General features: G+C 53.5%; 15 protein-coding genes. 8 read left to right on the top strand and 7 right to left on the bottom strand.

The features are described 5' to 3' along the window. The 4 genes from ABYP39_RS06125 to ABYP39_RS06110 all read right to left on the bottom strand — a co-directional run. Nucleotides 1-486: hypothetical protein (locus tag ABYP39_RS06125; RefSeq protein ID WP_372781605.1), on the bottom strand; the 486-nt coding region annotated here is incomplete at its 3' end. Between the two features lie 66 nt (nt 487-552). Continuing rightward, the gene (locus ABYP39_RS06120) at nt 553-1,047 is read right to left on the bottom strand and encodes a response regulator (protein ID WP_372781603.1); all 495 of its coding nucleotides are present in this window, start codon (nt 1,045-1,047) and stop codon (nt 553-555) included. Nucleotides 1,048-1,156: 109 nt separating this feature from the next. Then, a complete protein-coding gene (locus ABYP39_RS06115; RefSeq protein WP_372781601.1) occupies nt 1,157-2,722 on the bottom strand; it encodes a cation:proton antiporter in 1,566 nt (521 codons plus the stop codon). 84 nt (nt 2,723-2,806) lie between these two features. After that, on the bottom strand, nt 2,807-3,733 hold the full coding sequence (locus ABYP39_RS06110) for a LysR family transcriptional regulator (protein WP_372781599.1): 927 nt from the start codon (nt 3,731-3,733) through the stop codon (nt 2,807-2,809). A gap of 80 nt (nt 3,734-3,813) precedes the next feature. On the opposite strand from ABYP39_RS06110, the gene ABYP39_RS06105 reads away from it, so the two are divergent. Then, entirely contained in the window at nt 3,814-4,734 is a 921-nt protein-coding gene (locus ABYP39_RS06105) for a sterol desaturase family protein (RefSeq protein WP_372781597.1), read from the top strand. 34 nt (nt 4,735-4,768) lie between these two features. Here the strand turns inward: ABYP39_RS06105 and ABYP39_RS06100 are convergent, their stop codons facing one another. Both ABYP39_RS06100 and ABYP39_RS06095 read right to left on the bottom strand, forming a co-directional pair. Beyond that, nucleotides 4,769-5,500: an SIMPL domain-containing protein gene (locus ABYP39_RS06100; protein ID WP_372781595.1), complete on the bottom strand. Its 732-nt coding sequence runs from the start codon at nt 5,498-5,500 to the stop codon at nt 4,769-4,771. An 80-nt stretch (nt 5,501-5,580) separates the two neighbouring features. Further along, the gene (locus tag ABYP39_RS06095) at nt 5,581-6,354 is read right to left on the bottom strand and encodes an SDR family NAD(P)-dependent oxidoreductase (RefSeq protein ID WP_372750561.1); all 774 of its coding nucleotides are present in this window, start codon (nt 6,352-6,354) and stop codon (nt 5,581-5,583) included. Nucleotides 6,355-6,678: 324 nt separating this feature from the next. Between ABYP39_RS06095 and ABYP39_RS06090 the strand changes: the two genes are divergently transcribed. Further along, entirely contained in the window at nt 6,679-6,822 is a 144-nt protein-coding gene (locus ABYP39_RS06090) for a hypothetical protein (RefSeq protein ID WP_372781593.1), read from the top strand. A gap of 409 nt (nt 6,823-7,231) precedes the next feature. Here ABYP39_RS06090 and ABYP39_RS06085 read toward each other — a convergent pair whose 3' ends face one another. Further along, a complete protein-coding gene (locus ABYP39_RS06085) occupies nt 7,232-7,789 on the bottom strand; it encodes an NAD/FAD-utilizing enzyme (protein ID WP_372748381.1) in 558 nt (185 codons plus the stop codon). 529 nt (nt 7,790-8,318) lie between these two features. Between ABYP39_RS06085 and ABYP39_RS06080 the strand changes: the two genes are divergently transcribed. The 6 genes from ABYP39_RS06080 to ABYP39_RS06055 are packed head-to-tail and all read left to right on the top strand — an operon-like array spanning nt 8,319 to nt 13,865. Then, nucleotides 8,319-9,728: a c-type cytochrome gene (locus ABYP39_RS06080; protein WP_372781591.1), complete on the top strand. Its 1,410-nt coding sequence runs from the start codon at nt 8,319-8,321 to the stop codon at nt 9,726-9,728. Further along, nucleotides 9,725-11,488, top strand: a complete 1,764-nt coding sequence (locus tag ABYP39_RS06075; RefSeq protein WP_372748383.1) for a cbb3-type cytochrome c oxidase subunit I — start codon at nt 9,725-9,727, stop codon at nt 11,486-11,488. Before ABYP39_RS06080 ends, ABYP39_RS06075 begins: the two co-directional genes overlap by 4 nt. Before the next feature lie 24 nt (nt 11,489-11,512). Continuing rightward, on the top strand, nt 11,513-12,169 hold the full coding sequence (locus ABYP39_RS06070; protein WP_372759418.1) for a heme-copper oxidase subunit III: 657 nt from the start codon (nt 11,513-11,515) through the stop codon (nt 12,167-12,169). A 4-nt stretch (nt 12,170-12,173) separates the two neighbouring features. Next, nucleotides 12,174-12,845, top strand: coding sequence for a heme-copper oxidase subunit III family protein (locus tag ABYP39_RS06065; protein ID WP_372748385.1), 672 nt, complete (start codon nt 12,174-12,176; stop codon nt 12,843-12,845). Between the two features lie 10 nt (nt 12,846-12,855). Beyond that, nucleotides 12,856-13,197: a cytochrome C oxidase subunit IV family protein gene (locus ABYP39_RS06060; protein WP_372748386.1), complete on the top strand. Its 342-nt coding sequence runs from the start codon at nt 12,856-12,858 to the stop codon at nt 13,195-13,197. Beyond that, complete coding sequence (locus ABYP39_RS06055) at nt 13,194-13,865, top strand: SCO family protein (protein WP_372763960.1); 672 nt, start codon at nt 13,194-13,196, stop codon at nt 13,863-13,865. The genes ABYP39_RS06060 and ABYP39_RS06055 overlap by 4 nt, the downstream gene beginning before the upstream one ends. Nucleotides 13,866-13,877: the final 12 nt, after the last annotated feature.

Below are 13,877 nucleotides of genomic sequence, written 5' to 3'. Positions count from 1 at the left end.
ACTGACCAGGCAAATGGCAAACAGTGACAAGCAAACTGCGCGCAGTGCATCGACGGCATCGAGATCGTTTTCGCGGTGTGGCCACCGCACCAGGGCCGCACCTAAAGCCATAAATGCAATGGATACCGTTGGTGCTAGGTTTAGTGTGGCTGTGAAAGCGCTATTTTCAATTATCGCGTGAAACCAATGGTCGATTTGCCAGCGCGACTTGGTGAGGAACTGTACAAAATGCAGTAGTCCAATGAGACCTACGGGCAGTGCCAGCGCGGTAGTCAGATGAGGCTTTTGCCGTTGGTAGGTAATCAGAGCGAGCCCAGCGAGCAGCCCGCCGAGCGCTGTATGGTAGTGGATCGCCATGTTGCCGAGCGCTAGGTTGACCAGATCCACGTTGGCAGTGTGCCAGCCGACTAGCACCGTTGCGGATAAAATGATGACGAGGCTGGCGCAGACTACGACGAGCCCTTTGCACAATCGCTGGTAGCCCATAGAGTAGATCGCCGTCCTTTGGTTTTTTTACTTTCTTGGCAATCGATATTGCGAAAAATGCCAGTATTAATGTCTGGATTTACTGCCTGCAGCGATGAGCAGACCTTCTCGCCGCCAATAGTGCTCTAAAAACTGGAGCCGTTCAATGAACGCCGCTGGTCCGAGCGCCTTATCGATATATCCATGTGCGCCAAGTTCATAAGCAAGGCGTATATCTTCGGGATTGGCCGAGGAGGACACCACAACCAATGGTAACTCCTTATAGTTTTCCTTTTGGGCTATCAGTTCCAGTGCTTTGAAGCCGTCAAGCTTGGGCATATTCAGGTCGATAAGAACCAAGTCAGGGGTAGGTACGGTCTGTTTGCACCCTTCAAGGCGAAGCGCATCTACCAGATAGTTGAGAAGCTGCTCACCGTCATCCACTACGCTCAACTCAAAGGGGATATTCAGCTTTTCCAGGCCGCGTCGAACCAGAATTACGTCGCCGAGACAGTCCTCGGCCAGCAATATCTGCACTGGTCGGCGGGATGGGGCATTAGTTAGAGAGCGTTTTGAAGCCATCGCGTCCAATCTGTTTGGGCGCTAGGAACTCATCTCAGCGCGGTATGCATAAGTATAGTTGATTCACGCTACTGCGCTTCTTTCGCGTAACTAACTGAAAACGTGCCCTTTAGTTAGCGGGCTGGATTTGGGTCAGCACGTGTTCGGCGAAACCGTGACCGGCCTCGGCATAGAGATTGAAGGTTATGCAGCCGGCCTCCCGGATTTCCTGCTCTTCATCTGCATACCGCGATACCACCGCGAGCTGCCCCTTAAATCGTTCATTTTGAAGAAGTTTTACCACGCCCATGTTTTCCCGGTGATTCGTCAGGCTGACCAGTATCAACTTGCGTGCAGGGAGGCTGGCCAATTGCCAGAAATCCCGGTCGTTGCCATCGCCGTGCACACAGTTGATACCTTCGGCCATTAGCCCCGCCACTTTGTCTTTGTTTTCTTCAATACAGACCACATTGCCAGGGTAACGTTCGTCCAAATAGCGGTAGGCACCGGTACCCACCCGGCCCGCGCCGACAATAACAATGTCGGCATCGCTGAGGGTGTTGACCGATTCCTCAGTGCTGCGCGGCCCGCGCTCCCAGCCTTGCAACTTACCGGAAAAACGGGCGTAGATATCCCGAGCGCGGTTATTTAGTGGTGTTGCTACAAAGAACGAGATCGCCAACGCCAGCGCAATGGTGGTAACCCAAGCCGAGTCTATAATGCCCTCTTTGGTCGCCAATTGAGCGACGATCAAGCCAAATTCGCTGTAAGTGGCAAGCGACAGCGCGGCGAGCAGCGAGGTGCGGGCGCGTTGCCGCAGCCAAATAAGCAGGCACAAGTACACCACTGGGCGCAACACAATTAACGCGCCTAGCATAAAGGCAACCAGCAACATTTCGCCGCCCGGCAGGCCGTTAAATCCGATCTGAAGGAAGAAACCTATCAGAAAGATATCCTTAAACTGAATCAGGTTTTTGTAGAGCTCAGTGCTCTTGTCATGGCTGTTCAGCAGCATGCCGATGACTAGGGCCCCTAAATCACCTTTCAGATTGACCGCCTCAAACAGGCCGGCGCCACCCAGGGCGACGACAAAACCAAATAGAACCAGTAACTCGCCGTGTCCCACGGATACCAGCAAGCGGCCAAGAAGCGGTCGCAACAGCGGCAGTGCCACCAGCGCTAGCGCGTACACACTGGGAAATTTGCCCGAAGCCGCAACCAGGTATGTCACGGCAAACAGGTCCTGAATGATGAGAATGCCGATGGCAATGGCGGCGTGAATGGCGACCGCTTCACCGCGCTCTTCAAAGGTTTTGGTGGTAAACACCGTGCTGGAGAATGACAGTGCAAAGGCCAGGGTAAGGCCTGCTTCAGGGCTGGGTAGCGCCAGCGACGGCATCAGAAGTCCGGCGCCCGTCAGCGCTAGCCAGGTGAGCGGCACCACGGCGATCATCTGTAGGGTGGCGGTGCCCCACACCTGGGGCGCGATCAATTCACGCAGGTTCAGCTTCAGGCCGATGGTAAACAGCAGTAGCGTAATACCGAGGTCGGCAATGGTCCCCACGGCTTGTCCCTGGCCGAGCCCCAGCGCGTGTGCCACAAAACCTGCCAACAGATAACCCAGCAACGGTGGGTAACCCAGCGCGCGAAAGCCCAGACCGGCGACAAACGCGAGCAGTATGACTAGAGGTTCCAAACGGTAAATTTCCTTAAGTTCTTAGTGGTTAAACACGAAAACCAGACAATATAAGGGATAGCAGACAAGCAATCGTTTGTAAGTTCAACCGCTCACACCCTCCCCTGAGGCGAATACGGCAGACAGTTGTTGCCGGAACCACCGGTGTGCCGGGTCCTGATCAAGCACCCGCGGCCAGTACATATACACAGGAACGGGTTCCATTGCCACCGGAAAGGGGTAGCAGCGAACGTCAAAGGCTTGTTCATAGAGCGTGCCGAGTCGTTGCGGTACGGTGGCCAGACAATCGGTGTTAGCCACCACAATGGGCATTGAGGAATAGCTCTGCAGGGTGGCGCGAATCCGCCTGTTTAAAGAGATGTTGCCAAGTGCATACTCCAGAGACGTCAGCCTGCCGTGGCGTCGCGACAGGATGACATGGGCCTCAGATAGAAACTCTTCGAGTGTTGGCGCACTCTGGATTCGAGGGTGTGCACGAGCTGCTATGACCACTAACCGTTCCACGCTTACCTGTGCTGAACACAGCTGGGTGCTACTGTGTGTGGCGTAGTCCAATATCAGGTCGCCTTTGAGATTGGTCAGTGTAGATGCCGGATCTTCTGGTGCTAGTGGGCTTGTGTCGATTCGCACTCCGGGTGCTATATCGCTCATGCGGTTCAGCAGTTCGCCAATCACAGTGCTTTCAAAAAACACGTCGCTGAGCAGGGTAAAACTGCGGTCGGCTGTCGCTGGGTTAAACATGGGTTCGGTGCTTACAGCCCGCCTAACCAGGTGCAGCGCCTCGCGAATATCGGTGTGCAGCAGGTGGGCGCGCGGTGTGGGTTGCATACCACTGCGGTGGCGGATAAACAGTTCGTCACCAAACGTCAGGCGAAGCCTCTGCAATGCGGCGCTCACTGCTGGCTGGCTCATCCCCAGATCGGCGGCGGTTGCAGACAGCTTGCCGGTATCCATCAGGCTGTCAAAAATCGTCAGTAAGTTCAGGTCTATGCCACGTAAATTCAGCTTCATGGATATAACATATACAAAACATTCAATTTACAAATATCACGTGCGGGCTAAGCTGGCAATCACTGCTCAGGAGGTGAACCATGCCAGACTTAACCATAAAACCCGAAAATCTCGTCCTACTGTTTATTGTTGTCGCCATGGTGTGGGAGGTATTGGCCGGGCGCACCCGCGACGGGCGCAAAACCCGGGAAGACTGGAATATGGCTCTGCTGACCGCTACCGTGATGGTGCTGGTGCAGCGCCCTGCACTGGTGCTCGTTACCGCTTTTATCGGCGGTCTTCTGGTGCCCCAATGGCAGGGCGTGCTCGCCGGTTTTGAGGCGGCCAATTTCTGGTGGGTATTGCTCGGCTATATTGCCCTTGAAGAATTTCTGCACGGTATAGGCCACTGGTTTGCCCACGCGCGCCGGCCGAAAAGCCAACACCTGCAGCGGCTGCAGGCGCTGTTCAAAATGGGCCATCGCCCGCATCACCTGTCGGGCGGCAATGACGGCAGAGGCCAGCTTAGTGTTACCCAAACCTTCGTGGAGCATTGGTTGTGGTGGTTCATCATGCCCAATTACTGGTTCCAGTTTTTCTGTGTCTACCTCGGTCTGACGGAAGTGTTTTTGGTGGGTACGGCGATCAAGGGGTTGTGGGCTGCGCACAACCATGTGAACTGGAACTATGACCTGTACTTTCTTAATCACCCTCGGGCATGGGTGCGAAAAACCATGTACGGTCTCTGCCACATACTGACCTTTCCGACCCAGCACCATCATCACCACGCGCGCGGTAAAAATTCCGGCAGCAACCTGTGCAACCTTCTGGCAATCTACGACTGGCTGGTATTTGACTCGCTGGTAATAGAAAGGGAAAAGCCTGCGATTTATGGATGGAAGCAGTCACCGGAAGAGGAACACAGTGTGCTGACGCGGTTTTTGGCTACCGACCTGGCAAAGCTTCGAGTCAGCAAGCCTGCCTCGAAGCCTGTTTCCGAAGCCGCAAAACAGGCGGTGTAACTCCGACCAGAACGGCGCCCGCCATCACGGTGGGCTAGTTTTCCAGCTCAAACTCCGCATACACATGAGAAGTGACTTTCACCTTCCCGGGTTTAAATTCGTGAGGAGGTGCTTGCGGTGCGGCCATATCTTGCTTGGCTGATGTGGCTATCACCTCTTCCAGGCCGAAATGCCTTTGTATGTTTTGCCTTCCTATCTTGTGAACACGACTGAGTCGGGCGTCGAATTGGTCAGCCAGAAACTCGGCTTGCCTGCGAGCGTCCTCAGCGGCGCTGGCAAGAGCCTGCTGCTTCAGGGCGTCGTAGTTGGAGACGTCGGGTTGAATATGGGTGATCTCTGAAATGCCGCTATCTACCAGTACCTGCAGGGCGGCGTTATAGCGTGTGGTATCACGCAATACCACCTCGACGGCGCGACTAACCCGCTGTTCACGTGTTCTCGGTTCGCTGCGGCGATAGTCTTCAACGATGTTTACCTGAAAAGAGGAGGACGAGATATCGGCCTCTTTCACCCCCAGCTTGATGAGAGCTTGCGCCGCCGCGGAAGCGCGCTGATCTACGTCCGCCTTGGCGACTGCAACGTCGCTGTCGTGAAAAGCCGTGATATTGAAATGCAGCCGGATAATATCTGGAACCACCTCAACTTCGCCATTGCCCTCAACGGAAATGATACGCGCTGTGGGTGTGGTTTTCTCCGGTGTATCGAGCTGGCTCCATACCAGGATAACCAGCAGTAAAACGGTTACTAACAGTACGAACTGTTTCATTCGACCTTCCTTGTGAAATGGTAACTCGGCTAGCCGGCCCGATTATGCACGAGGGACACGCCGCGGAATTTGATACAGTTCTAGTGTTGCGAGGAAATATTGCCGCCGTCCACTACCAGCTCAGCGGCGGTAATGTAACTGGCATCGTCGGACATAAGAAAGCGTACGGCCTTGGCGACCTCCTCCGGCGCACCCAGCCTGCCCAGCAGAATGCGGCGCTCAAAATTTTCCTTCAGGCCGGGCGTAGCATCCATTGCCTGTTGAATCATAGGGGTCTGAATCTGGCCCGGTGACACACTGTTTATGCGAATGCCATCTTGGGCGAGATCGTCGGCCAGCGCCCTGTTTGCCGCCAGCATGCCGCCCTTGGAGGCGCTGTAGCTGGGGTTCATTGCATTACCAAGCGTGGCATTGATAGAAGCGATGCCGACAATGGCTGAACCTGGCAGGGATTTCATATCGGTGCGCAGAGCCTGGGCAAGAAAAATCTCAGCGCGCAGATTGATGTTGATCACAGTATCCCATTGGGCTGGTTCCAGTTGATCCAATGGGCCGACGCCGGCAACACCAGCGGCGTGCACCAGGCCACCAATAGGCCCCAGCGCGGCGCGAGATTGGACAACCGCAGCCCTGAGGGCAGCTACGCTGGCCACGTCGACAACACAACCAATGCATGCCCTGCCGCTGGTCTGCGCGAGCTTTTCGGCGCTGGCGATCACCGTATCGCTGATGTCCCACAGCGCGACCGGACGACCTGCTGCAACCAGCGCCTCGGCGCAGGCCAAGCCTATGCCGGATGCCGCGCCGGTGACGATTACGGGGCTGTTAGGACTGGTACTGCATTGCTGAGTCATGCCATTTCCTTTTTGTGAGCGTGTAAATGGTTGCGATACTGGAGCCCGGGTTTGGCTATCCGGTGCGCAGCCTACCAGCAAGTAGGTTATAAACTAGTCACTTCTCCGCCGCAATAACGGGCGCAACTGAGGGCCTGCCGCCGGCGTGATTGATAGCATCTGTGTAACGGTAACTCACTGTAATATATTGATTAAATAACAGTTCTATATATACAACGGCGTGCGTAGACAGTTTGGACTAGTACGTATGCCAGATACGGATTGTCCCCTGCCATGCCAGATTACCTACGAATAAGTAGGTTCCTTATTCGAAGAATCCAATCCATGAAATCAGATTCTATGGCTCGCGGCAGCGCGGCGCTTACCCGCCTGGCACTGGCAATGCCGTGCAGTGCGGATATCGCGTTCTCGGCGGCTATGCTTGAAGACGTTGTAATCACAGCCCTACGCAAAGCCGAATTGCTGTAGGACGCCCCGATTTTCTTTGTGGCATTTTTGTTCAATGAATTGGGAAAAGGGATTTCAAGTTTGGTTGGCCTGCGTGCCGATGTGCCAAATTTGCAATTCACTCAGCATCCTAACAGCACAATAACAGCGCGGATGGATAGGCGAGGCGTGGGTAACAACGATGACCAGATCCCCCAGGATCTCAGTGGCGGGGTGGAGTCTATCTGGCGCGTCATATCCTCGGTGAGGAGTACTACATTACCCGCTTCAATGCGCTGTTTCCCTCGGCCATTTTTGGCGAGCCGCGCAGCGATGGCATCGCTATACGTTGCTGGTAGGTAAGTGGTTTGCGAGAAGGACGATAGCAATAGATGACACGTGGCAACGCCGACCTGCGTCCCAGATCGGCGTAGTGTCAGTCAAAGAGTTATCAGGGCATGCTGTGGACGAATTCCTTCCACTTGCGTTGAGCCGTGATTACGAAGGCCGGCGTGCCTGAGCCGGTACCCGCTGCTCGAAGGCTTGGGTGTCTTGCAATAACGCGTTGCAGCGCTGAGGCCTGATTGGCGTCAATGTCGACAAATAGCACATGTTTTCCGGCTTTGATTTCGTCCTGAAACCGTTTGAAATCGTGGTGCATTTCCTGAATGCCGAAAAGCCCGCCTTCCCAGGTGCAGAAACCCAATGCCACAATGGCCAAGAATACGAAGGGAATCCAAGTGACTGTTTCTGGCAAGCCCGTGACCCAAGCGACCAGCAACACCAGTGCGGCTGCAGCAACGCCGATTACGGCGCCGAGTTCAGTGCCATAAACCACATCCTTCTTCAGCACCGCTTCCATATTGTGCAGATGCTCGTGCGTTTCAACACCGGTATCATCTTCGCTGTAAACATGAATCTGAGGCTTGTCCATACCTTCGGATTCCAGCTCTGCTTCTACGCGATCAAGTTCGTCCAGATCGTCACTGATAAAATAGTGCCGTTCCATACACACCCTCCATTAAAACAGGTTTTGGTGAAATCCTTTGTACGGATTGTCTGAAAAGTCAGACCTTTTATTACTGTACAACAACTGTGGATACTCGCTATGAACAATTAAAACTATAAAAAATGTTTTTTAGACCTTTTTCGTATTGACTGAGGCTGGTTTCATTTTTGTGTTCTTAACGCGAATAAGAATGTTAAAACTCGTTTTAATTTCCCTAGAGTATTAAAAGCGCTATTTGCTAAACCAAAGTACGTGCCTTATAGAGATTTTGAACAAACGCCCTGTGCAACCTATGTTTTTCGTCTATAGTAATTCGACGTCGGTTTAAGGAAAAACTGACCGATGCTTAGCGCCATCACGTTGTACTTAACGCAGTAAATCAGAAAAGGCGAACCGGGCATTGACTGACCCTGTCGGGGTGCTGCCAGTGAAGACCGTGTAAGCCCAATGATAAAAACGATACCTGTCAGTATGCCTTGCTGTATCTGTCTTCTGGTATGCGTCAGGTCAAACGCCATAGGGAAGCGACATGGTTATCGCGCTGATTATTCTGGGGCTGGTTGTCGTGACTGTGCTCTTTCATCTGCTGAGTCCGTGGTGGCTGACACCCATCGCGTCGAACTGGCAGTCTATTGATACCACCATAGAAATTTCTTTCTGGGTTACGGGCGCTGTGTTTATCGCGGTGAACCTGTTTCTAGCGTGGGTGGTATGGCGATACCGGAAGCATGGTAATAACAAGGCACACTACGAGCCGGAAAATAAATCACTAGAAAGCTGGTTGACCATTATCACCACCATTGGCGTAGTCGCCATGCTAACCCCGGGCCTGATTGCCTGGGGGCGTATTATTAACGCACCTGCCGACGCCTTGATCGTTGAGGCCATTGGCCAACAGTGGCAGTGGACTTTCAGGCTTCCAGGCAAAGACAATGCATTGGGCGGTGCCGACGCGCGCTTTGTATCGCCAGAGAACCCCTTCGGCATTGATCCCACTGACCCCGCTGGTCGCGATGATATTCTGGTTAACAGCCAGCGCCTGCATTTGCCGGTTAATCAGTCGGTCAAGCTGTTGCTGCGCTCCAACGACGTGCTGCACAACTTTGCTGTGCCACAGTTTCGCGTGAAGATGGACCTGGTGCCCGGCACCGAAACCTACCAGTGGTTTGAACCAACCCGTGAGGGTGAATTCGACATTCTCTGTGAAGAGCTATGTGGTCTCGCCCACTTCACTATGCGTGGCACCGTGGTGGTTGAATCTGCGGAAAAGTTCCAACAGTGGCTGCAAGGCTATCCAACCTTTTCGCAAACGCAGGTGATGCATAACGCCGATCTGATTGCAGGTAAACAGCTTTACAGTAACTGCGCGGTTTGCCACGGCGCAGACGGGGCTGGCAACCAGAACTTCAATGCTCCCAACCTAAGTATACTCAGTGCTGACTATATGGCGCGCCAATTACGCTACTACCGCGATGGAATACGCGGAGCTCATCCCCGCGACACAATCGGTCAGCAGATGGTGTCGATGGCGTATACGGTTAGTGATAAAGCCGATGAACGCAATCTGCTGGCTTACATACAGTCGCTACCCCCGGTTGCGAGCCCGCCGAGTCGCAATAGCGGCAATGCAAAAGCCGGCGGAGCTGTGTTCGAGGTGTGTGTGGCCTGCCACGGCGTGGAGGCGCAGGGTAAAGGTCTGTTAAGTGCACCGCGTCTGGCGGGCCAGGCAGATTGGTATCTGTATCGTCAGCTCAAACACTACAGTATGGGATGGCGCGGCACTCATCCTGAAGATCAGTTTGGCACGCAGATGCGATTGATGACCCGAACCATCCAGAACCCTGAGAGGCTGGACGACCTGCTTGCCTACATTGCCACGTTAGCGCCGCAGGGTTCAGCTAATCTATCCGTTTCTTCTACTGGGGGTGATCGCCCATGAGTCACGTCGCCATTGCCGATCAGGAAGCCCATCTTCATCACCCGAAAACGTTTATCGGCAAATATATCTGGAGTCAGGACCATAAGGTAATTGCCATTCAGTACGCCAGCACCGCCATCTTCGTTGGCCTGATTGCGCTGGCGCTGTCGGTTTTGATGCGCTTACAGTTGGGCTATCCAGATCAATTCGATTTCATCAACCCGAACAGCTATCTGCAGTTTGTCACCATGCATGGGATGATCATGGTGATCTATCTGCTCACCGCACTGCTGCTGGGAGGCTTTGGCAATTATCTGATACCTCTGATGGTCGGCACCAGAGATATGGTATTTCCCTATCTCAACATGCTTAGCTATTGGTTCTATCTGTTGTCAGTTATCGTGTTGCTTGCCAGCTTTTTTGCGCCCGGTGGTCCCACTGGCGCAGGTTGGACACTCTACCCTCCGCAAGCAATTCTCGAGGGAACTCCCGGTGTCGGGAGCGGCATAGTGTTAATGTTAGTTTCTCTGGCGATATTTATCGTCGCCTTCACCATGGGGGGGCTCAACTACGTTACCACCGTGCTTCAGGCGCGAACCCGGGGTATGACGCTGATGCGAATGCCGCTGACCGTGTGGGGTATTTTTACCGCGACCATTCTTGGTCTCTTTGCATTCCCTGCCTTGCTGGTCAGCGCAATCATGATGTTGTTTGATACGCTTGCGGGTACCAGCTTTTTTATGCCGGCGATTGTTTCGCTTGGTGAGCCACTGGAACACGAAGGTGGTAGCCCCATCCTGTTTCAGCATTTGTTCTGGTTTTTTGGGCACCCGGAAGTTTATATCGTGGCGCTTCCCGCTTTTGGCATGATTAGTGATGTGCTCAGCGTGCATGCGCGAAAAAACATTTTTGGTTACCGCATGATGGTGTGGGCCATTGTGATTATCGGTGGCTTAAGCTTTGTCGTTTGGGCTCACCATATGTACGTGAGCGGCATGAATCCCTATTTTGGTTTTTTCTTTGCCACCACCACACTGATCATTGCCGTACCTACCGCGATCAAGGTTTACAACTGGGTGCTCACACTATGGCGGGGAAATATCCATTTAACAGTGCCCATGCTGTTCGCCATAGGGTTTATTTTTACATTCACGCACGGTGGTCTGAGTGGGCTGTTTCTCGGCAACGTGGTTATCGACCTGCCGCTATCTGACACTTTCTTCGTAGTCGCTCACTTTCATATGGTGATGGGTGTGTCGCCTATCATGGTGTTGTTCGCCGCCATATATCACTGGTTCCCGCTAATTAGCGGGAAACAGCTGCATACAGGTATGGGTAAGATACATTTTTGGGGGACTTTCCTCGGCACCTACGCAATTTACCTGCCTATGCATTATCTCGGTTTTCTCGGTGTGCCGCGCCGTTACTACGCGCTGGGAGATTCCTCTTTTATGCCCGACTCGGTGCATTCGATGAATGAGGACATCACACTGGCCGCAATTATTGTTGCTCTGTTTCAGCTAGTGTTTATTTTCAACGTGATCTGGACAGTGTGTCGTGGTTCGCGCTCCGAACGCAACCCCTGGGGGGCGGCTTCGCTGGAATGGCACACGCCCGATGTGCCGCCAGGACATGGCAATTGGGGCGACAAACTGCCCACCGTCTATCGTTGGGCCTACGATTACAGTGTGCCCGGTGCGCGTAAGGATTTTATTCCCCAGAGTACGCCAGAAGAGGATGTAGACTACGAACCCGGCGGCCGTAAAAGCCACGAAACCTGAGTGGCTCGGCAAAAGGAGAACGGTATGAGCTGGACGCAGATTTTTACCGATAAACCCTGGCTCCCGGAGCCGGCCGGAGAGGTGCCGTTGATCGATAGCGGCCACCCACCCGGTGTTATTGCCCTGCGCATGTTGCTGGGCGCCATCACGATTCTGTTCCTGCTGTTCTTTGTGACCTTTATCGAGCGCTCCCAGTTCCAGGATTTTCAGGCGTTGGCCGGCGAACCCTGGCAGCCCTTTACCGACTCCCTGAAGCTATGGGTTAATACTGGCGTGCTGCTGTTGGCGAGTCTTGCTATCCACGGCGCAGCGCACGCTCGACAAAACCGTGTGAGAGTAACCCTGTTAGTGGCCAGCGCGGTCTTTGCAATCGTGTTTGTCTTGCTACAGATATCGGTTTGGCAATTTCTTTATGGCCTGGGCTACGGGCTGTCAGATAACCCAGCCAATAGCTACTTTTATATGCTTACCGCAGTGCATGCGCTGCACGTCGTCGGCGGCCTTACCGCCCTGGCCTGGGTAACTCAGGGTTTACTGACAGGTACTAACGCCACTGCGGCGTTGCGCACTTGTGCGACCTATTGGCACTATTTGTTTGTGCTCTGGTTGGTGTTGTTCTTTATGCTGACACGAACGCCAGAGACCTACGCAATCATCGCCGCTTTCTGCGGACTGGGGTAATCCAATGGCCACGACATCGACACAGGAAAACCTCACTTACTGGAAACACATGGTCAACGATTGGTCGGCCGACAGGGAGACCTTCAAGCTGTCCTGGGGCAAGTTGATGATGTGGATCTTCCTGCTCAGTGACACGTTTATTTTCAGTATTTTTCTGATCAGTTACATGAACGCGCGCATGGCTAGTACCGACCAATGGCCGCTGGCCAGTGAAGTTTTTGCCTTGCACGTGGGTGGTACCAACGTGCCCTTGCTGCTGATTGCGATAATGACCTTTATCCTGATCACCAGCAGCGGCACCATGGCAATGGCTGTTAACTGCGCTTATCAGGGGCGTAAATCGGCAACTTTCAAGTTGATGTTAGCGACCGCCGTGCTGGGTGCCAGCTTTGTCGGTATGCAGGCTTTTGAGTGGAGCAAACTGATTGAGGAAGGTGTTCGACCCTGGGGCAACCCCATGGGCGCAGCCCAGTTTGGTTCTGTCTTTTTTATGATCACTGGTTTTCACGGACTGCATGTATCGGCGGGGGTAATCTATCTCACGATCGTCGCAATTAAGGTTCTGCGAGGCCACTACGACACAAAGGGTTTTCAGATTGTAGAGATTACCGGGCTCTACTGGCACTTTGTAGATCTGGTGTGGGTGTTTATCTTCGCGTTTTTCTACCTCTGGTAAGGAGTGGTTTATGAGTTCTGTAAGTAGCACTGACAGCCACGACGGACAAGAGCATCCCATCGGTCTGTACTTCAAGGTTTGGATATTGCTGTTTGTATTGAGCACCCTGTCCTATATGGTCGACTACTTTCAGTTTCAGGGTGTGCTGCGCTGGACGCTTATTCTGATTTTTATGTTTCTGAAAGCCGGCTTGATCATAGCCGTGTTTATGCATTTTGCTTGGGAGCCGGCAACCCTGAAGGTGGCCCTGTTGTTGCCGACACTGGCGATCATGGTGTTTATCGTATTTATCGCCATTGAAGCCGATTACATCTATCTCAATCGTCTGGAATTCCTCGCTGGCGGAAAATGAACGCCGCACGTAACAGCCTGTTAATAAGCGGCGCCGTGCTGCTGCTTTCGTTTGCCGCTGCACTCTCTATTCTCGGCTCGCCGCAGGAGGTTGCGCCGCCTATTCAGGGTGCTGTGCTACCTACACCGAAAAGATTAGCGGAATTTCAATTGCGTGATCATTCCGGGGGGCTGGTAGACCGTTCCAGCTTTCAACAGCAGTGGCATTTGGTGAGTTACGGTTTTACCTACTGCCCTGATGTCTGCCCTACCCTGCTTGCCGACCTCAGTCGCTTTCAATCGTTGCTGGATGAGCAGGGTGAGTTTAGCGATCTCAAAATCTGGTTTTACAGTATCGATCCGGCACGCGACAGTGTCGAAGCGCTGGCCAACTACGTGCCCTGGTTTGACTCAGACTTTGTGGGCTTACGTGCTGACGACGCCAAGCAGGCGCAAAGCTTTGAGCGTAGTCTGGGTATTCGAGCGACAATAACAGGCACTGTTGGCAATGAAGACTATCAGGTGGCTCACGGCTTCCGCCTGTATCTTATAGACGAGTCAGGACGTCTCCGCGCCGCTCTGACGCCGACGCGGATGCGTGATGGGCGCGAGTTTTACGAACCCGAGGTGTTGCTGAAGGACTATCTTGCACTGCGTGATTGGGTGCGTAAGTCTGCCACGTCGGGATAACCGCATTCCCGA

This window comes from Litorivivens sp., from assembly GCF_041625495.1.
GTDB lineage: Bacteria > Pseudomonadota > Gammaproteobacteria > Pseudomonadales > Spongiibacteraceae > Litorivivens.
Note: the sequence above shows the minus strand (reverse complement) of the source record. Positions and strands in the feature narration are given on the sequence as shown.

Coding starts and splice junctions, on each gene's coding strand:
- ABYP39_RS06080 (WP_372781591.1), top strand. CDS start 8,319: ATGGTTATCGCGCTGATTATTCTGGGGCTGGTTGTCGTGACTGTGCTC.
- ABYP39_RS06090 (WP_372781593.1), top strand. CDS start 6,679: ATGAAATCAGATTCTATGGCTCGCGGCAGCGCGGCGCTTACCCGCCTG.
- ABYP39_RS06065 (WP_372748385.1), top strand. CDS start 12,174: ATGGCCACGACATCGACACAGGAAAACCTCACTTACTGGAAACACATG.
- ABYP39_RS06060 (WP_372748386.1), top strand. CDS start 12,856: ATGAGTTCTGTAAGTAGCACTGACAGCCACGACGGACAAGAGCATCCC.
- ABYP39_RS06095 (WP_372750561.1), bottom strand. CDS start 6,354: ATGACTCAGCAATGCAGTACCAGTCCTAACAGCCCCGTAATCGTCACC.
- ABYP39_RS06105 (WP_372781597.1), top strand. CDS start 3,814: ATGCCAGACTTAACCATAAAACCCGAAAATCTCGTCCTACTGTTTATT.
- ABYP39_RS06110 (WP_372781599.1), bottom strand. CDS start 3,733: ATGAAGCTGAATTTACGTGGCATAGACCTGAACTTACTGACGATTTTT.
- ABYP39_RS06120 (WP_372781603.1), bottom strand. CDS start 1,047: ATGGCTTCAAAACGCTCTCTAACTAATGCCCCATCCCGCCGACCAGTG.
- ABYP39_RS06070 (WP_372759418.1), top strand. CDS start 11,513: ATGAGCTGGACGCAGATTTTTACCGATAAACCCTGGCTCCCGGAGCCG.
- ABYP39_RS06075 (WP_372748383.1), top strand. CDS start 9,725: ATGAGTCACGTCGCCATTGCCGATCAGGAAGCCCATCTTCATCACCCG.
- ABYP39_RS06085 (WP_372748381.1), bottom strand. CDS start 7,789: ATGGAACGGCACTATTTTATCAGTGACGATCTGGACGAACTTGATCGC.
- ABYP39_RS06055 (WP_372763960.1), top strand. CDS start 13,194: ATGAACGCCGCACGTAACAGCCTGTTAATAAGCGGCGCCGTGCTGCTG.
- ABYP39_RS06100 (WP_372781595.1), bottom strand. CDS start 5,500: ATGAAACAGTTCGTACTGTTAGTAACCGTTTTACTGCTGGTTATCCTG.